This window comes from Pseudoduganella sp. GW821-FHT05F09, assembly GCF_059419605.1.
In genome coordinates this window covers 661199-679028 of the sequence record NZ_JBWKSD010000002.1, presented here as the reverse complement: position 1 = coordinate 679028, position 17830 = coordinate 661199, and the positions used below count along the sequence as shown (strand labels likewise).

At 66.0% G+C, this 17830-nt stretch carries 19 protein-coding genes; 10 read left to right on the top strand and 9 right to left on the bottom strand.

Features of this window, described 5'->3' with window-relative positions:
• Positions 1 to 47: 47 nt before the first annotated feature.
• The 3 genes from AC07S4_RS08290 to pcp are packed head-to-tail and all read left to right on the top strand — an operon-like array spanning position 48 to position 2390.
• Positions 48 to 788 carry a DUF969 domain-containing protein gene (locus AC07S4_RS08290; protein ID WP_494986186.1) on the top strand — a complete coding sequence of 247 codons (741 nt, stop codon included), beginning with the start codon at positions 48 to 50 and terminating at the stop codon, positions 786 to 788.
• The gene (locus tag AC07S4_RS08285; protein WP_494986185.1) at positions 785 to 1741 is read left to right on the top strand and encodes a DUF979 domain-containing protein; all 957 of its coding nucleotides are present in this window, start codon (positions 785 to 787) and stop codon (positions 1739 to 1741) included. Before AC07S4_RS08290 ends, AC07S4_RS08285 begins: the two co-directional genes overlap by 4 nt.
• A gap of 1 nt (position 1742) precedes the next feature.
• Positions 1743 to 2390 (top strand): pyroglutamyl-peptidase I, encoded by a 648-nt coding sequence (pcp, locus tag AC07S4_RS08280; RefSeq protein WP_494986184.1) that lies wholly within the window; start codon positions 1743 to 1745, stop codon positions 2388 to 2390.
• 84 nt (positions 2391 to 2474) lie between these two features.
• Here pcp and AC07S4_RS08275 read toward each other — a convergent pair whose 3' ends face one another.
• From AC07S4_RS08275 to AC07S4_RS08265, 3 genes are read right to left on the bottom strand one after another with little or no spacing between them, the layout of a single operon-like run.
• A complete protein-coding gene (locus AC07S4_RS08275; protein ID WP_494986183.1) occupies positions 2475 to 3374 on the bottom strand; it encodes a LysR family transcriptional regulator in 900 nt (299 codons plus the stop codon).
• Between the two features lie 12 nt (positions 3375 to 3386).
• Positions 3387 to 4307 carry a pseudouridine-5'-phosphate glycosidase gene (locus tag AC07S4_RS08270; protein WP_494986182.1) on the bottom strand — a complete coding sequence of 307 codons (921 nt, stop codon included), beginning with the start codon at positions 4305 to 4307 and terminating at the stop codon, positions 3387 to 3389.
• A 9-nt stretch (positions 4308 to 4316) separates the two neighbouring features.
• Positions 4317 to 5444: a carbohydrate kinase gene (locus AC07S4_RS08265; protein WP_494986181.1), complete on the bottom strand. Its 1128-nt coding sequence runs from the start codon at positions 5442 to 5444 to the stop codon at positions 4317 to 4319.
• A 248-nt stretch (positions 5445 to 5692) separates the two neighbouring features.
• Here AC07S4_RS08265 and xapA point away from each other — a divergent pair, with 248 nt between their 5' ends.
• From xapA to AC07S4_RS08230, 7 genes are all read left to right on the top strand, one after another.
• Positions 5693 to 6532 (top strand): xanthosine phosphorylase, encoded by an 840-nt coding sequence (gene xapA / locus AC07S4_RS08260; protein WP_494986180.1) that lies wholly within the window; start codon positions 5693 to 5695, stop codon positions 6530 to 6532.
• Positions 6533 to 6602: 70 nt separating this feature from the next.
• Positions 6603 to 7796 carry a phosphopentomutase gene (locus AC07S4_RS08255; RefSeq protein ID WP_494986179.1) on the top strand — a complete coding sequence of 398 codons (1194 nt, stop codon included), beginning with the start codon at positions 6603 to 6605 and terminating at the stop codon, positions 7794 to 7796.
• Positions 7793 to 8755, top strand: a complete 963-nt coding sequence (gene deoC / locus AC07S4_RS08250) for a deoxyribose-phosphate aldolase (protein ID WP_494986178.1) — start codon at positions 7793 to 7795, stop codon at positions 8753 to 8755. Before AC07S4_RS08255 ends, deoC begins: the two co-directional genes overlap by 4 nt.
• A gap of 21 nt (positions 8756 to 8776) precedes the next feature.
• Positions 8777 to 11161: an aldehyde dehydrogenase family protein gene (locus AC07S4_RS08245; RefSeq protein WP_494986177.1), complete on the top strand. Its 2385-nt coding sequence runs from the start codon at positions 8777 to 8779 to the stop codon at positions 11159 to 11161.
• 88 nt (positions 11162 to 11249) lie between these two features.
• Positions 11250 to 12572 carry a thymidine phosphorylase gene (deoA, locus tag AC07S4_RS08240; RefSeq protein ID WP_494986176.1) on the top strand — a complete coding sequence of 441 codons (1323 nt, stop codon included), beginning with the start codon at positions 11250 to 11252 and terminating at the stop codon, positions 12570 to 12572.
• A gap of 10 nt (positions 12573 to 12582) precedes the next feature.
• Positions 12583 to 12990, top strand: a complete 408-nt coding sequence (locus AC07S4_RS08235) for a cytidine deaminase (RefSeq protein ID WP_494986175.1) — start codon at positions 12583 to 12585, stop codon at positions 12988 to 12990.
• 5 nt (positions 12991 to 12995) lie between these two features.
• Complete coding sequence (locus tag AC07S4_RS08230; protein WP_494986174.1) at positions 12996 to 14213, top strand: nucleoside deaminase; 1218 nt, start codon at positions 12996 to 12998, stop codon at positions 14211 to 14213.
• On the opposite strand, the gene AC07S4_RS08225 is transcribed toward AC07S4_RS08230, so the two are convergent.
• The 6 genes from AC07S4_RS08225 to AC07S4_RS08200 all read right to left on the bottom strand — a co-directional run bounded on the left by AC07S4_RS08225 (position 14210) and on the right by AC07S4_RS08200 (position 17813).
• Positions 14210 to 14614, bottom strand: a complete 405-nt coding sequence (locus AC07S4_RS08225; protein ID WP_494986173.1) for a YybH family protein — start codon at positions 14612 to 14614, stop codon at positions 14210 to 14212. The two genes, AC07S4_RS08230 and AC07S4_RS08225, sit on opposite strands and share 4 nt — an antisense overlap.
• Positions 14611 to 15042: a VOC family protein gene (locus AC07S4_RS08220; protein WP_494986172.1), complete on the bottom strand. Its 432-nt coding sequence runs from the start codon at positions 15040 to 15042 to the stop codon at positions 14611 to 14613. Before AC07S4_RS08220 ends, AC07S4_RS08225 begins: the two co-directional genes overlap by 4 nt.
• 94 nt (positions 15043 to 15136) lie before the next feature.
• Entirely contained in the window at positions 15137 to 15895 is a 759-nt protein-coding gene (locus tag AC07S4_RS08215; RefSeq protein WP_494986171.1) for a LytR/AlgR family response regulator transcription factor, read from the bottom strand.
• A complete protein-coding gene (locus AC07S4_RS08210) occupies positions 15895 to 16821 on the bottom strand; it encodes a sensor histidine kinase (RefSeq protein ID WP_494986170.1) in 927 nt (308 codons plus the stop codon). The genes AC07S4_RS08215 and AC07S4_RS08210 overlap by 1 nt, the downstream gene beginning before the upstream one ends.
• 30 nt (positions 16822 to 16851) lie before the next feature.
• Positions 16852 to 17115, bottom strand: a complete 264-nt coding sequence (locus tag AC07S4_RS08205; RefSeq protein ID WP_494986169.1) for a hypothetical protein — start codon at positions 17113 to 17115, stop codon at positions 16852 to 16854.
• Between the two features lie 122 nt (positions 17116 to 17237).
• Positions 17238 to 17813 (bottom strand): GNAT family N-acetyltransferase, encoded by a 576-nt coding sequence (locus AC07S4_RS08200; RefSeq protein ID WP_494986168.1) that lies wholly within the window; start codon positions 17811 to 17813, stop codon positions 17238 to 17240.
• Between the last annotated feature and the right edge of the window lie 17 nt (positions 17814 to 17830).

Genomic DNA, 17830 nt, shown 5'->3' with positions numbered 1-17830 from the left:
CCGCGCATCGTAAGATGTGCGGGCTTTTTTACTTTCAGGAGCGGCGGATGCAGACAGCGGTGAGTTTATGGCCCTTGCTGGGCGTGGCGGTGATCGTGGCGGGCTTTCTGCTGCGCGCGCATCCGGTGCTGGTGGTGGCTGCGGCGTGCTTCACAACGGGCTTCGCGGCCATGATGCCGGTGGAGGTCTTGCTGGCGTCGCTGGGCCGCGCCTTCGTCAAGACCCGCAACCTGCCGCTGATCTACCTGCTGCCGCTGGCCGCCATCGGCCTGCTGGAGCGCTACGGCTTGCGCGAGCACGCGCAAGCCGCCATCGCGCGCGTGAAGGCGGCGACCGCAGGGCGCATACTGATAGTCTACCTGACGGTGCGCGAACTGTCGGCGGCCGGCGGGCTGGCCAGCCTGGGCGGGCATCCGAACATGGTGCGGCCGCTGGTGGCGCCGATGGCCGAAGCGGCGGCCGAGCTGCGCCACCCGGGCCTGAGCGAACGCCTGCGCCAGCGCGTGCGCGCCATGGCCGCCGCCACCGACAACGTGGGCCTGTTCTTCGGCGAGGACATCTTCGTGGCTTTCGGCGCCATCGTGCTGATGCAGACCATCCTGCGCGCGGAAGGCATCGAGGTGGACCCGCTGCACGTGGCCATGTGGGGCATTCCCACCGCCGTGACGGCCTACATCATCCACGCCTGGCGCCTGCGCCGCCTGGACCGCGAGATCGAACGCGAACTGCTTGCCGCCGCAGCGCAGTCGTCCGCACAGTCGTCCGCGCAGCCCGGAGGCCAGCCATGATCTTCAAGCTGGATTACTTCTACCTGCTGCTGGGCGCCGTGCTGGCGCTGATTGCGCTGCTCACGCTGGCCGACCGCAGCAACCCGCGCCGCCACACGACGGCGCTGTTCTGGGCGCTGTACGCGGCCATCTACCTGGCCGGCGAAGCGCTGCCGGAAGCCACGGCGGGCGCCATCATGATCACCATGGCGCTGCTGGCCGGTTTCGGCGGCGTGCGCATGGGAGCGGCCAAGCACCTGCCCGAAGCCGAGCGCCGCAGCAGCGCCCAGCGCCTGGGCAACAAGCTGTTCGTACCCGCGCTCATCATCCCCGGCGTCACCATGGCCTGCGCCACGCTGCTCAAGGACGTCAAGCTGGGCGGCCTGTTCCTGTTCGAGCAGAAGCACCTCACGCTGGCCGCGCTGGGCTGCGCCTCGGTGATCGCGGTGGCGGTTGCCTGCGCCATGCTGCGCGCCACGCCGCTGCAGGCAGCGCGCGAGCAGCGGCGCCTGGTCGACGCCATGGGCTGGGCCATCGTGCTGCCGCACATGCTGGCCGTGCTTGGGCTGCTGTTCACGGAGGCGGGCGTGGGCAAGGCCGTGGCCCACGTCAGCACCTCCTACATCAATATGGACTACAAGCTGGCGGCGGTGGCGGTGTACTGCGGCGGCATGGCGCTGTTCACCATCGTCATGGGCAACGGCTTCGCCGCTTTTCCCGTGATGGCGGGCGGCGTCGGCATACCCGTGCTGGTGAATGTGTACGGCGCCAATCCGGCGGTCATGGCCGCCATCGGCATGTTCAGCGGCTATTGCGGCACGCTGATGACGCCCATGGCCGCCAACTTCAACATGGTGCCCGCCGCGCTGCTGGACCTGCACGACAAGCACGCCGTCATCAAGGCCCAGATCCCCACCGCGCTGCCGCTGCTGGGGGCGAATATACTGCTGCTGTACTTCCTGATGAACTACTGAGATGAAAACCATACTGCTGACCGGCTTCGAGCCGTTTAACCAAGAGACCATCAACCCCGCCTGGGAAACCGTGCGTGCGCTGGACGGCTGGAGCGAGGAAGGCTTCCGGGTGGTGGCGCGCCAGCTGCCCTGCGTATTCGGCGAAGCCAACGAGGCGATGGCGCAGGCCGTGGCCGAACTCCATCCGGCCGTGGTGATCGCGGTGGGGCAGGCGGGCGGGCGCTGCGACTTGTCGGTGGAGCGCGTGGCCATCAATGTGGACGACGCGCCGATCAGGGACAACCGGCAGCAGCAACTGGTGGACGAGGCGATAGTGCCGGGCGGGCCTGCGGCGTATTTTTCCACGCTGCCGATCAAGGCCATCGTGCACGCGCTGCGCGCTGCGGAGCTGCCGGCGTCGGTTTCGCAGACGGCGGGCACCTTCGTTTGCAACCATGTGTTTTATGGGCTGATGCATTTGGCCGCCGCCAGCAAGCGGCCGATGCGCGCCGGCTTCATTCATATTCCATATTTGCCGCAGCAGGCTGCCGCGCATCCGGGCGCGGCCAGCATGTCGCTGGCGAATATGGTTGAGGGTATGCGCATTGCAGTGCGCACTGCGCTCGCGACCAGCGGCGACCTGCGCGAGCAGGGCGGGGCGACGCAGTAGCCGGCTGCGCGCCGGCACCAAGCGGCCTGAGCCGCATTCGGGGTCAGACCCCGAATGCGGCTCAGCTTGCTTGGCGAGGTGGAATCAGGCGGCGGGCTTGAGGATGTTGAGGAAGGCCCGCACCACCGGCGCGTCGTCCAGCGTGGTGTAGGTGATGTACAGGTTGGCCGACGGCGGGTTGGTGCGGATTGGCACGAACACCACGCCCGGCCAGCCGATGCGGCTGGTGGTCTCGGGCAGCAGCGCCACGCCCAGCCCCGCGCCCACCATGGCCAGCAGCGTCTGCGGCTCGGACGCCTCCTGGAATATGGTGGGCTGGAAGCCCGCCTTCACGCAGCACTGGATCAGGTAGCGCGGGAAGGCCGACTTGTCGAGCGCCAGTGTCAGCATGGGCTCGTTGGCGATGTCGGTCAGCTCGATCGCGTCCTGCTTGGCCAGCGGGTGGTGTTCGTTCAGCGCCACGCACACGTTCTCGCGGAAGCACAGCTCCTGGCGCAGGTTGTCGTTGCGCAGGTCGTCCTCGTTCAGTTTCGGCTCGCGCCAGAAACCCACGTCGATCTGCTTGGCGCGCAGCGCGTCGTACTGCACCGTCGGCCCGAATTCATGGATGGTCCACGTCACGCGCGGGAACTTGCTCTGGAATTCCTCCAGCAGCGAGGGGATCGGTCCCCACATCGCCGAGCCGACGATGCCCACGCGCAGCCGGCCCACTTCGCCACGGTCGATCTGGCGGATGGTGTCTATGGTCATGCGCATCTTGGCCAGCAGCTCGGACGCTTCCGACATCAGCGCCTTGCCCGCCACCGTCAGCTCGAAGGTGCGCGTGGTGCGCGCGAACAGGCGCACGCCCAGTTCACTTTCCAGCTTCATGATCTGCTGGCTCAGCGGCGGCTGCGATATGTGCAGCCGTTCCGCAGCGCGGCTGAAACTCTTTTCTTCTGCGACGGCGAGAAAGTACTTTAGTTGTTTCAGATCGATGGACATGGCAGGCCTTCGTTATACGACGGGGTGCTCCAGCAGTGCGCGCGCCAGTTCGGCGCCGACGCGGGCGTTGTTCTTTACCAGGGCGATATTGGTGGCCAGGCTGCGGCCTTCGGTCAGCTGCTTGATGCGCGCCAGCAGGAAGGGCGTGACCTTCTTGCCGGTGACGCCGCCGGCCGCCGCTTCGCCCAGCGCCTGCGCGGTGATGGCGTCGATCTCCGCCTTCGGCATGGCCTGGTCTTGCGGCACCGGCGCGCTCACCACCACGCCGCCCTTCAGGCCCAGCTTCCACTTGGTGTTGATGAAGGAGGCCTGTTCGGCCGGGGTGTCGAGCTGGAAGTCGGCGTTGAAGCCGCTCTCGCGGGTGAAGAAGGCCGGGAAGCCGGGCTGGCCCACGCTCACCACCGGCACGCCGTGCGTTTCCAGGTATTCCAGCGTGAGGCCGATGTCGAGGATGGATTTCACGCCCGCGCACACCACGGCCACCGAGGTCTGCGCCAGCTCCTGCAGGTCGGCCGAGATGTCGAAGCTGGTTTCCGCGCCCCGGTGCACGCCGCCGATGCCGCCGGTGACGAAGACGTGGATGCCCGCCAGCTCGGCGCAGATCATGGTGGCAGCCACGGTGGTGGCGCCCAGCTTGCCGGTTGCGAGCACGTAGGGCAGGTCGCGGCGGCTCACCTTCATGGCGTCCGGCGAGTTGCCCAGCAATTCCAGCTGCTCGGGCGAAAGGCCGATGCAGATCTTGCCGCCGATGATGGCGATGGTGGCCGGCACGGCGCCCGCGTCGCGGATGATCTGTTCAACTTCTTGCGCGGTCTGCACGTTCTGCGGGTAAGGCATGCCGTGCGAGATGATGGTCGATTCCAGCGCCACGACGGGTTTGCCCGCTGCGCGCGCGTTGGCCACTTCGGCCGAGTAGGAGAGGAATTGGTGCATGGTGGTTTCCTAAAAGTGGAATTCGTTGATCTCGTCGAGGATGTCGGCGGCCAGCAGGGGGGAGACGGTGTCCGGGCTTTCCAGCGTCATGGCGGCCACTTTCAGGCCACGGCGGCAGGCCAGCGTGAGGTCGCCGTTGCCCTGGTAGATGGACCAGCACACGCCTGCGGCGAAGGCGTCGCCGGCGCCGGTCACGTCCACCACGTCCACTTGCGGGGCGGGCAGCCAGCTCAGGCTATCCGCGCCAGTGTGCGAACCAGTGAGCGCATTGGTGTGATACACGCCTTCGCCGCCGCAGGTAATGATGAGGTCCTGCGCGCCTTGCGCCTGCACGTCGCGGCAGGCTTGCGCCAGCGCGGCTTCGTCCGGCAGGGCGCGGCCCACGCGGGTTTCCAGCTCGCCGCGGTTGAGCACCAGCAGGCGCAGGCCGTGCAGCTCCTGTGGCAGGCGCGCCATCTTGGGCTGGGATACGGCCACGATAATGAGCGGCACGGCGTCGCGCCGCGCGTCCTGCAGCAGCGTGGCCACGCTGTCTTGCGGCAGGTTCAGGTCGGCCACCACCATGGCGGCGCCGCCGCGCTGCGGCGTGCGGCTGGCCAGGAAGTCCGGCGTCATCTGGTCGTACAGGGCCATGTCGGCCAGGGCCAGCACCATTTCGCCGCGCTCGTCCAGCACGGCGGTGTAGGTGCCGCTGTAGGTATTGTTCAGGCGCAGCGTGCCGCGCGTGTCGATGCCGGCCGTTTCGGCCTGCTGCAGCAGCGAGTGGCCGGCCGTGTCGTCGCCCACGGCCGTGAGCAGGGCGGACGGCAGGCCGAGGCGGGCCAGGTTCTCGGCGATGTTGCGCGCCACGCCGCCGTGCACTTCCTCGGCGTAGGCCGGGTTGGAGGTGCCCATTTGCAGCGTTTCCAGCGTGCGCAGCTTGCGGTCCAGGTTGGCAGCGCCTATACAGAGTACAGGGCGTTTATCCGGCAGCACGTAGGCGCGGCCGAGCAGGCGGCGTTCGCGTATCAGGCTGGCGATGTGGCCGGCCACCGCCGAGCGCGACAGGCGCAGCTCGACGGCCAGGTCTTGCTGGGAGACGAAGGGGTTGGCGCGGATCAGCTCGTAGAGCTGCTCTTTTTTGGATGTGTCCGTCACGGGCGGTGGCCTTGTAAACATTTGTCCTTCATCGTAAACATATGTTTGCATGGTGTCAAACCCATGTCAAATGCTGAAAAAAGAGGCGTAGCCCTCTAATTTATACGAGTTTCATATAAATGACCAAGAAAAATGGTATTTGCCATACATATAGGGCTGAGGCATAGTGTCGCCTGTATAGTCGTAAGTCACATTCCCCGCGCAGCAGCCCAAAACTCACAGATAAAACACTTAAAACGAGGATAACCATGTCTAACAATTCTCCATTCCAGGCCGCCGCCATCGTCCGTTCGCGCATGCCCGCGAACTTCCAGCCACGCCTGGCCATGATCCTGGGTTCCGGCCTGGGCGTACTGGCGGAGCAAATGACGGATGCGGTGACTATCGGTTTCGACGAGCTGCCGGGCTTCCCCATTTCCACCGTGCACGGCCACGCCGGCGCCATGGTGCTGGGCACCCTGAACGGCGTGCAGATGGTGTGCCTGAAAGGCCGCGGCCATTTCTACGAAGGCTACGGCCTGGGCGTGATGACCTCCGCCGTGCGCACCCTGAAGCTGCTGGGCGTGGACTTCCTGTTCGTGACCAACGCGGCCGGCTCGCTGCGTCCTGAAGTGGACGCCGGCTCGCTGGTGGCGCTGACCGACCACATCAACTTCCTGCCGGGCACCCCGATGATAGGCCCGAACGACGAACGCTTCGGCCCGCGCTTCTTCAGCATGGCCAACGCCTACGACGCCGACCTGCGCAATCTGCTGAAGAGCACCGCGGCGGACCTGTCCATCACCCTGCACGACGGCGTCTACATCGCCTACGCCGGCCCGAACTTCGAAACCCCGGCTGAAATCCGCGCCTTCAAAACGCTGGGCGCGGACGTGGTGGGCATGTCAGTGGTGCCGGAAGTGGTGCCTGCGCGCCACTGCGGCCTGAAGGTGGTGGGCGTGTCCGTCATCACCAACCTGGCCGAAGGCCTGTCGCCGTTCCCGCTGTCGCACGAGCAGACCCTGAAGTACGCCGCCATCGGCGCCGAAAGCCTGATCAAGCTGATCCTGGCCTTCGTGGAAAACGTGGCAAAAACGCCTAAGGCGTAATAAGAAAAGGGGCGGCTCGACCGCCCCTGTGCTTTATTCGGCATAAACTGACCTTTTGAGCGAGCCTATCATGTCACGCGCATTCATCCTCCTGCTGGACTCCTTCGGCCTGGGCGCAACGCCCGACGCCGACAAATACGGCGATAGCGCCACCAACACTTTCGGCCACATCGCCGCATGGGCTGCCAAGGAAGGCAAGCCGATGTCGCTGCCGAACATGGAAAAACTGGGCCTGGCTGCCGCCGCCCACGAAGCCAGCGGACTATGGGCCGAAGGCTTCCCTTTGCGCAGCGGCTTCACCGCAGCCTACGGCGCGGCGCGCGAACAATCGACCGGCAAGGACACGCAGAGCGGCCACTGGGAAATCGCCGGCGTGCCGGTGCTGTTCGACTGGGGCTACTTCCCCAAGACCGTGCCGTCCTTCCCGAAAGAGCTGACCGACAAGCTGCAGGAACTGACCGGCGTGCCCGGCTTCCTGGGCAACTGCCACGCCTCCGGCACCACCATCATCAATGAGCTGGGCGACGAGAGCGTTGCGAGCGGCAAGCCTATCCTCTATACCTCGGCCGACTCCGTGCTGCAGATCGCCTGCCACGAAGAGCACTTCGGCCTGGAGCGCCTGTACGACATGTGCGAGAAGGCCTATGAGCTGGTCAAGCCGTACAACATCGGCCGCATCATCGCGCGTCCATTCGTGGGCGCCAACGGCAACTACAAGCGCACCTCCAACCGCCACGACTACGCCATTCCGCCGCACGCACCCACGCTGCTCGACCACGTGAAGAACGAGGGCGGCGAAGTGATTGCCCTCGGCAAGATCAGCGACATCTACGCCGCGCAAGGCGTGAGCCGCGTGGTGAAGGGCCCGGACAATATGGCGCTGTTCGACGCGCTGCTGAAAGTGCAGGACGAGGCGGGCGACAAGTCGCTCACCTTCGTCAACTTCGTCGACTTCGACCAGTCCTTCGGCCACCGCCGCGACGTGGCCGGCTACGCGAACGCGCTGCATGAAATGGACGCCCGCCTGCCCGAGTTCTTCGCCAGGATGAAGGACGGCGACCTGTGCGTGATCACCGCCGACCACGGCTGCGATCCGACTTCGCCCGGCTCGGACCACACCCGCGAACATATCCCGATGATCTTCTTCGGTCCAGGCGTGCAAGGGCGCCCGCTCGGCATTTCGGAGACCTTCTCCGACATTGGCCAGACGCTGGCCCACCACCTGGGCGTGAAACCACTTTCCAACGGAACCAACCTCCTATGACCATCCCGCACGACTTCAAGCGCACCGAGGCAATGGCCCTCGACCTGAGCTGGCTGAACCATATCCACGTGAACAAGGCAGCGGCCGACCGCCGCGCCGCCTCGCTGGCGAACCGCCGCTCGGTGAAGAAAGAGTACCAGGCCGCCTGGCTGGTCAAGGCCATCGGCCTGATCGACCTGACCACGCTGTCCGGCGACGACACCCCGGGCCGCGTCGAGCGCCTGTGCATGAAGGCCATGCGTCCGCTGCGTTCGGACCTGTTGGAAGCGCTGGGCCTGCAAGACCTGAACGTGACCACCGGCGCCGTGTGCGTGTACCACGAGATGATCAAGCCGGCGGTCCAGGTGCTGCAAGGCCGCCTGCCTATCGCCGCCGTATCGACCGGCTTCCCTGCGGGCCTGACCAGCATGGAAACCAAGGTGCGCGAGATTGAACTGAGCGTGGCTGCGGGCGCCACCGAGATCGACATCGTCATCACCCGCCAGCACGTCCTGACCGGCAACTGGCAGGCGCTGTACGACGAAATGCTGGCTTACCGCAAAGCCTGCGGCGAAGCGCACGTGAAAGCCATCCTGGCCACCGGCGACCTGGTGACGCTGGAAAACGTGGCCAAGGCTTCGTGGGTCTGCATGATGGCGGGCGCGGACTTCATCAAGACCTCCACCGGCAAGGAAGGCGTGAACGCCACCATTCCCGTGTCGCTGGTGATGGTGCGCGCGATCCGCGAGTTCTACGAGCAGACCGGCTTCAAGATCGGCTACAAGCCTGCGGGCGGCGTGGGCACCGCGAAGGGCGCCCTGCAGTACATGACCGTGATGAAGGAAGAACTGGGCAACGACTGGCTGGAACCGCACCTGTTCCGCATCGGCGCATCGAGCCTGCTGACCGACATCGAGCGCCAGCTCGAGCACTACGTCACCGGCAACTACTCCGCTGCCCACCGTCACGCGCAACCGTAAGAACATCGAGAAGACACCGCTATGCCAACTATCAACGAGATCCTCAATACCATGGAATACGGCCCGGCACCAGAAAGCCAGAAAGAAGCGCAAGCGTGGCTGGACCAGAAAGGCCGCCAGTTCGGCCTGTTCATCGACAACGCCTGGAGCGACGCCGGTGAAACCTTCGCATCGAACAATCCGGCCGACGGCAAAGAGCTGGCCAAGCTGACGCAGGCGACCGGCGACGACGTCGACCGCGCCGTGGCCGCCGCGCGCCGCGCGCAGCCGGGCTGGCAAGGTCTGGGCGGCCATGGCCGCGCCAAGATCCTGTACGCCATCGCGCGCCTGATGCAAAAGCACGCGCGCCTGTTCGCCGTGCTGGAAACGCTGGACAACGGCAAGACCATCCGCGAAACCCGCGACGCCGACCTGCCGCTGGTGGCGCGCCACTTCTACTACCACGCAGGCTGGGCACAGCTGCAGGATGAAGAATTCGCCAACCACCGCCCGGTGGGCGTGGTCGGCCAGATCGTGCCATGGAACTTCCCGCTGCTGATGCTGGCGTGGAAAATCGCTCCTGCGCTGGCCGCCGGTAACACCGTCGTCTTCAAGCCGGCCGAATTCACCTCGCTGACCGCCATGCTGTTCGCAGACATCTGCGTACAAGCCGGCGTGCCGGCCGGCGTGGTCAACATCGTCACCGGCGACGGCCGCGTGGGCGAAGCCATCGTCAACCACGCAGGCATCGACAAGCTGGCCTTCACCGGCTCCACCGAAGTGGGCCGTTTGATCCGCCAGGCCACCGCAGGCAGCGGCAAGAAGCTGTCGCTGGAACTGGGCGGCAAGTCGCCATTCATCGTCTTCGAAGACGCCGACCTGGACGCCGCAGTCGAAGGCCTGGTCGATTCCATCTGGTTCAACCAGGGCCAGGTCTGCTGCGCCGGTTCGCGCCTGCTGGTGCAGGAATCGGTGGAAGAGCGCTTCCTGAACAAGCTGCGCGCGCGCATGGACAACCTGCGCCTCGGTTCCCCCCTGGACAAGTCCATGGACATCGGCGCCCTGGTCGATCCGGTGCAGCAGCAGCGCATCGCCGGCCTGGTGGAATCGGCCCGCAGCGAAGGCTGCACCGTGTACCAGCCTGCCGGCTGCCAGATCCCGGCCGACGGCTCGTGGTTCCCGCCTACGCTGATCACCGGCGCATCGACCTCCGCCGCCGTGGCGCAGGCCGAAATCTTCGGCCCCGTGCTGGTGGCGATGAGCTTCCGCACCCCGCCTGAAGCGGTACAGCTGGCCAACAACACCGTGTACGGCCTGGCCTCCTGCGTATGGACCGAGAACATCTCGCTGGCGCTGGATGTGGCGCCGCAGATCAAGGCCGGCGTAGTATGGATCAACACCGCCAACCAGTTCGACGCCGCTTGCGGCTTCGGCGGCTACCGCGAATCCGGCTACGGCCGTGAAGGCGGCCGCGAAGGCATGTACGAATACCTGGTGCCCGTATCGGAAGACGCGCGCCCGGCAGCCCCCGTGCTGGCGGCGCCTGCGAAAGCCAAGGCAGCGCCGGCGACCACCGACGCCTTCGCCATCGACCGCACCGCCAAGCTGTACATCGGCGGCAAGCAGGCCCGCCCTGACGGCGCCTACAGCCGCGCCATCCACGGCGCCGACGGCAAGTTCATCGGCGAAGTGGGCGAAGGCAACCGCAAGGACATCCGCAACGCCGTGGAAGCCGCGCACAAGGCCACCGGCTGGACCAAGGCCACCGCGCACAATCGCGCGCAAGTGCTGTTCTACATCGCTGAGAACCTGGCCGCGCGCGGCGAGGAATTCGCCGCCCGCATCGGCGCGATGACCGGCGCCAAGAACCCCGAGAAGGAAGTGCAAGCGGCCATCGAGCGCCTGTTCTACTGGGCGGCGTGGGCCGACAAGTACGACGGCCTGGCGCACCAGCCGCCTATGCACGGCATCACCGTGGCGCTGAACGAAGCCATCGGCGTGATCGGCATCGTGGCCCCGAACGAATCGCCGCTGCTGGGCTTCATCTCGCTGGTGGCGCCTGCGATCGCAGTGGGCAACCGCGTGGTGGTCGTGCCTTCCGAAGCGCATCCGCTGTCGGCCACCGATCTGTACCAGGTGTTCGATACCTCGGACCTGCCGGGCGGCGTGGTCAACATCGTCACCGGTTCGGCCGACGAACTGGCGCGCACGCTGGCATCGCACTCGGACATCGACGCCGTATGGCGCCACGACGGTTCGGCCGAAGGCTGCGCCGAAGTGGAGCGCCTGTCGGCAGCGTCGCTCAAGCGCACCTGGACCGGCGGCGCCAAAGGCCGCGACTGGTACAGCACCGCGCAGGTGGGCGGCCGCGCAGTCCTGGCGCATGCTTCGCAAGTGAAAAACATCTGGATTCCATACGGCGTATAAGCCGCCTGTGAATTGTGGGGCCGCCGCTTCATCGCAACTGCGATGGAGCGAGCGGCCCCAAATACCTTACAAAGAAGAGAAAAACGCCATGTTCCTCACTCAAGAGATCATCCGCAAAAAGCGCGACAAAGGCGCCCTGACTGCCGAAGAAATCCAGTTCTTCGTGCGCGGCATTACCGACGGCAGCGTCAGCGAAGGGCAGATCGCCGCGCTGGCCATGGCCGTCTTCTTCAATGACATGAACATGGACGAACGCGTGGCCTTCACCCTGGCCATGCGCGATTCCGGCCAGGTGCTGGAATGGAAATCCCTGAACCTGCCAGGCCCGGTGATGGACAAGCACTCCACCGGCGGCGTGGGCGACGTGGTCTCGCTGATGCTCGGACCCATGATCGCGGCCTGCGGCGGCTTCGTGCCCATGATCTCCGGCCGCGGCCTGGGCCACACCGGCGGCACGCTGGACAAGTTCGACTCCATCCCCGGCTACTCCACCGTGCCGGACAACGACAAATTCCGCCAGGTGGTGCGCGAAGTGGGCGTCGCCATCATCGGCCAGACCGCCTCGCTGGCGCCGTCCGACAAGCGCTTCTACTCCATCCGCGACGTGACCGCGACGGTGGAATCTGTGGCCATGATCACCGGCTCCATCCTGTCGAAGAAGCTGTCGGCCGGGCTGGACGTGCTGGCCATGGACGTGAAAGTGGGCTCCGGCGCCTTCATGCCGAGCTACGAAAAATCGGTGGACCTGGCCGAGAGCATCGTCACCGTCGGCAACGGCGCCGGCACCCTGACCTCGGCGCTGCTGACCGACATGAACGAATCGCTGTCGCCATGGGCCGGCAATGCGCTGGAAGTGCGCGGCGCCATCGACTACCTGACCGGCAAGTTCCGTCCGGCGCGCCTGCACGAAGTGACGATGGCGCTGTGCGCCGAGATGCTGGTGCTGGGCAAGCTGGCCGCCACCGAAACCGAAGCGCGCGCCAAGCTGCAGCACGCGCTGGACTCCGGCGAAGCCGCCGAACGCTTCGCGCGCATGGTGAGCGCGCTGGGCGGCCCGTCCGACCTGATGACGAATATGGACAAGCACCTGGAGCACGCGCCCGTGGTGGTGGACGTGCCCGCGCTGTCGTCGGGCTACGCATCGAAGACCGTGTGCCGCGAAATCGGCCTGGCCGTCGTATCGCTGGGCGGCGGCCGCCGCCTGCCGACCGACAAGATCGACTTCGCGGTCGGCCTGACGGACCTGATAGAACTGGGCCAGCCGGTGCAAGCCGGCCAGCCGCTGGCCAGGGTGCACGCCCGCACCGAAGCGGCCGCGCAAGCCGCCGTGGCGCAAATCCAGGCCGCCTACACCATCGCCGACGCCGCCCCCGCCGCCAACCCGGTCATCTACCGCACCATCCGTCCTTAAAGAATCCATCATGAACAACGAACAACTGATCGCCGAAGCCGCGCAGGCGCGCTTGAAGGCCTACACGCCGTACTCGAACTTCAAGGTCGGCGCTGCGCTGCTGACCAATGACGGCAAGGTTTTCCACGGCTGTAACGTGGAGAACGCGTCCTACGGCCTGTGCAACTGCGCCGAGCGCACCGCCTTCTTCAGCGCCATCGCGCACGGCTACAAGCCTGGCGACTTCGAGAAGCTGGCCGTGATCGGCGAGACCGAGGGCCCCATCGCGCCGTGCGGCGCCTGCCGCCAGGTGACCCTGGAGCTGGGCGGCAACGAGCTGCCTGTGGTGCTGAGCAATCTGAAGGGCGACGTCTTCGAGACCACCGCAGCGGCCCAGTTGCCGAACGCTTTCGGCGGCGCGGACCTGAAGAAGAAGTAAACATCTTGAAGAAGGTTATCGACGTTCAGGCTGCGGTCGCCGTTGCGGCGGCCGAGGCCATCGTGGCGAAGACGCAGGGGACGTTCGGCGTCGGCGGCGCCATGCTGGATCAAACCGGCAAGGTGCTCAAGTCGCTGCACAACAACGTCATCCGCCAGGGCATGGTGTACGACCCGACGGCGCACGGCGAGCGCCAGCTGATCGACTGGTATCACGCTGAACGCGCCAAGGGCACGCCGCTGCCCGAGCCGCAGGACATCACCATCGTCACCTCGCTCGACCCGTGCTGCATGTGCACCGGCGCCATCCTGGCCGGCGGCTTCAATGTACTGGTGGCGGCCACCGACGCCAACGCCGGCATCAATTACGACAGCAGCGCTTCCTTCGACGCGCTGCCGGAAGGCTTGCGCGCGCAGGCCCGCTCCACTTTCGGCTATCCGGCGGTGCTGGGCGATTCGCAGTACGCGCGCGCCGCGCACGGCATGGCCCCGAAGTCCTTCTTTATAGGGAAGACCATCAGCGAGCCGACGCAGGCCTTGTGCTCGCTGGTGTTCGAGGCCACGGCCAAGGGCGCGATGGCGCTGTTCAATGCCGATCCGCCGCGCGAGGAGCTGAAGGACCCGGCCACGCTGTCGCCCAAGCACGCCATCCTGTGCGCGCTGAGGAAGGTGTATCCGGAGGCGCTGTCGGTGCGCTGCGCGCCGCAGCGGCCGGACGCAAGCCTGGCGCCGGCCTTGAAGAAGGCCATGGCGCGCGACAAGGTCATGGGCGGGAAGGGCGACGCCGTGGCGCTGCTGGACTCCTTCGGCAATCTGCTGCTGTGCATGCCGGGGCGGCGCAACAAGTCGGGCATACGCACGGCGTTCATGGAGTGCACGCGCGCCTATGCGCAGCTGCGCTACAAGCTGATGGACGGCGCCAGCGCGGCGCAGCGCGAGGAGGTGCGCCAGTACCTGGGGCATCCGAAAGACGGGACGTTTGTGTTTGCCAACGGGCCGGATGACGGCGCCCTCAGCTTCATGGAGCTGGGCGCCTATGGTTCGACCATGGAGGGCGAACTGCCGGAGTCGAATCCGGCGCAGTTCCAGTATGTGCACCCCTCGCTGCCGCAGCAGGCGCTGGAACAGATCTGCCAGTCCATGCCGCCGTTGTACCGGCATTTGATACGCATACGGCCGGTGCAGGTGGCCGATAGCGGCTTGATCGCGGCGCTGGCGGACTAGTCCGCCGTCTGCCCCACCGGCGCCAGCATGTTCGCATCGCGGGCAAGCTGCCAGGCGCCCTCGATGTTCCTGCGGAAGATGGACAAGGTATGCCCCGCGCGGCGCATGGCCTTGCCGCCTTCGGCCAGCGGCACCACGCGCACTTCCAGCGTGGTGCGGCACCAGGCCATGTCGCCGCACACTTCCACTTCATCCACCGTGCTGTCCGATTCGATGCGGTGCGTAGCCAGCAGCCCGCGCATGCTGGCGCCGAAGCCGTCGCGCCCTCGCATAGGCGGCTGGCCCGCGACCAGGAACACGGCGTCCGGCGTCATCAGCGAGAGCACCTTGTCCACATCGCCCGCGCGGCTCGCTTCCATCCACGCGGCGATCACGCGGCGGATTGCCAGTTCGTCGCTCATGAAGCGGCCCACGGGTCGTAAGTGCCCACGCTCCACAACTGGCCTTCCGGATCGCGGCAGGTGAAGCCGCGCCCGCCGTAGTCCTCGTCCTTGAGCGGCATGATGATGGGCGCGCCCGCATCGACCGCGCGCTGGTGCACCAGGTCGGCGTCGTTCACCACCAGGTAGCAGCATTGGGTGACCTTCATGCCGGTGTCGGCCGGCTGCGCCATGAGCTCGCCGAACTCGGTGTTGAAGATGGAGCTGAGCATCACCATGCCGTTGCCGTAGCTAAGCTGCGCGTGCGCGATGGTGCCGTCTTCGTTTGGAACAACCAGTGCCCGCTCGAAACCTAAAGTGCGGCACAGCCATTCTATGGCGGCGGGCGCGTCGCGGTAGCGCAGACACGGCGTAATGGTGGCGCGGGTGTTCTTCGGTATGCTGGACATGTGCTCCCCCTGTGTGGTGTGAGACTAGTCCAAATAATATAGACCAGCACCCCGGGCGGAGCAAGTTGTTGCAGTGCGGCGGGGTGCGTGTTTGCTACATCTGCTGGAACAAATGCGTGTTGCCCCGGCTGACCTCGAGTTCTTCGTCCGAATTGCGCACGCGTACCATCTGGCGGCCGCGCAGGTCGCGCTTGACTTCGGCGATGGCGTCCACCCGCACCAGCGTGGAACGGTGAATGCGCCAGAACTCTTTCGGGTCCAGCTCGTCTTCCAGTTCTTTCAGCGTCTTGCGGATCAGTACTTCGCCTTCCAGCGTCTGCACCCGCGTGTATTTTTCGTCGGCGCGGAAGAACAGCACTTCGCGCGTGCTGATCATGCGCAGGCTGGTGCCGACCTGGGCCTGTATCCACTTCAGGTATTCCTGCGGCTTGCGCTGCGCCGTGTGCGCCAGCAGCTGCGTCAGCTGGCGCTCGATGTTGTCGGGCGATTTGCCCAGCCGCGCCTGCAGCCGTTCGCAGGTGGTCTTCAAGCGCTCGCCGCCGGCCGGCTTGAGCAGGTAGTCCAACGCGCCCTGCTCGAAGGCTTCGATGGCGTACTGGTCGTAGGCGGTGACGAACACGATGTGGCAGCGATTGAACAGCATGCGCGCCGCTTCGATGCCGGACAGGCCGGGCATGCGGATGTCGAGAAACACGATGTCCGGCTGGTGCAGCCCGGTCAGCGCGATGGCTTCCACGCCGTTGGCGGCCTCGGCCACGATCTGCAGTTGCGGCCAGGCTTCGTGCAGGCGGGCGCGCAGCAGCTGGCGCATCGGCTCTTCGTCGTCGGCGATGATGGCGGTCGGGGTCTTCATTACAGCTTGCTTCCGGCAAAAATATCGGGGGCGAAGGGCATGCGGATGATGGCGCGGGCGCCGCCGTCCAGCGGCGCTTCAATGATGAGCTGGGCGCGGCTGCCGTACAACAGGCGCAGGCGTTCGCGGATATTGGTCAGGCCCAGGCCGTCGCCGGCGTGCACGTCGAAGCCCACGCCGTCGTCCTGCACTTCGATCTGCAGCACATTGCCGGCGGCGGTGCTGCTGGCGCTGGCGCGGATGTCGATGCGGCCGCCTTCCACCTTGGGCTCCAGTCCGTGCTTGATGGCGTTCTCGATCAGCGTCTGCAGCATCATCGGCGGGAAGGACGCGCTCAGCAGGTCGGGCGGGACGTCGATGGACACGGCCAGCCGTTCTCGCATGCGGGCCTGCATGATGGCCAGGTAGGCCCGCGACAGCTCGATCTGGCGGCCCAGCGTGCCGTTGCCCTTGGCGCGCATCTGCGGCAGGGTGGCGCGCAGGTAGTCGATCAGGTGGGCGTGGATCTTGGCCGCTTGCGGCGGATCGGTTTCGATCAGCTGGCCGATCAAAGCAAGCGTGTTGAACAGGAAGTGCGGCTCGACCTGCGCTTGCAGCGCGGCCATCTGCGCTTCCACCAGGCGGCGTTCCAGCGTTTCCGTGCCGGCCTGCTGCTCGGCCACGCGGGCCTCGCCTTCGGCGCGGCGCTTGCCGCCCGCCAGCACTTTCAGGCCGACCGAAAAGACGATGAGCATCGCCACCGATTCGCCGAGCCGGAACGGCGCGCTCAGCATCAGCGCCACCAGGGCGATGACGGCCAGTTTGCGCCATTCAACCTGGGCCAGCCAGTCGAAGAAGTTCCACCACAGCGTGCGGGCGGTGTCTCCCACTTCGCCGATAAAAGCGAACAGGCTGCGGGTGCCTTTTTTGGTGCGGCTGAATGCCATTTCAGTAGTCCTTGCTCAGTGTTTTCTTGTTTATTGTTCTTTGTTCTCGTGTACGTGCTTGCTGGCGTTGTAGCCGGCGAGCAGCGCGATGGCGATCTTCAGCAGCAGGAAGATGGCGAACAGCGTCAGCGCCAGCGGCAATATGGTCAGCAGCAGTGCCATCATTATGCAGCTTGCCAGCAGGGCGGGCCAGGACATGCGCGACAGGGCGCGCGTGAAAGCGCGGCCAATCTGCCGGGCCGCCAGGCCTACTTCGCGGAACACGCTGCCGATGGTGCGGTTGATGGTTTTCATAGTGACCTCCGTGGTTGGTATGGTCACAATGTATCAAGCGGCGCCGGGCGGCGCAGCCGCTTTCCGACGAATCGGCATTTCTGCGGGATAAGCTGCTCGCAGGGGGTGCGAACTGCGCCGGACTACGTTCCGTGCACGCCCTGGCGCTGCGCTTCCCAGTCCGCGCGCAGCAGGCCGAAGAAGTCGGTGTCGCAGATTTCGCCATCCACGATCCAGCGCTGGCGCAAGTGGCCTTCATGCACGAAATGCAGGCGCTTGAGCAACGCGGCCGAGGCGCTGTTGCGCGGGTCCACGTCGGCTTCGATGCGGTGCAGGTCGAAGGCCTCGAAGCCGTGGCTGATGGTGGCCGCGATGGCCTCCCGCATATAGCCCTTGCCCCAGTGTGCGCGCGACAGGATGTAGCCCATTTCGCAGCGCCGGTTCTGGCGGTTGAAATGGTGCAGACGGCACACGCCTATCAGCTCGCCCGTCGCAGGCAGGGTCAGGCCCATGGTGAAGATGGAACCGTCCGCATAGCCCGCCAGCGTCATGGCCACGTGGGCCTGCGCCTGGGCCGGCTCCTGCCAGGGCGGGCTGCTCCAGTAGCGCATGGTCTCGGGGTCCGAATAAATGCGGAACAGGGCGTCGGCGTCGGCCTCCTCGATGTGGCGCAGCACCAGGCGCCCGGTTTGCAGTGTGATCTTGGGCAAGCTTGCCATATTTCTACCGGTTAATT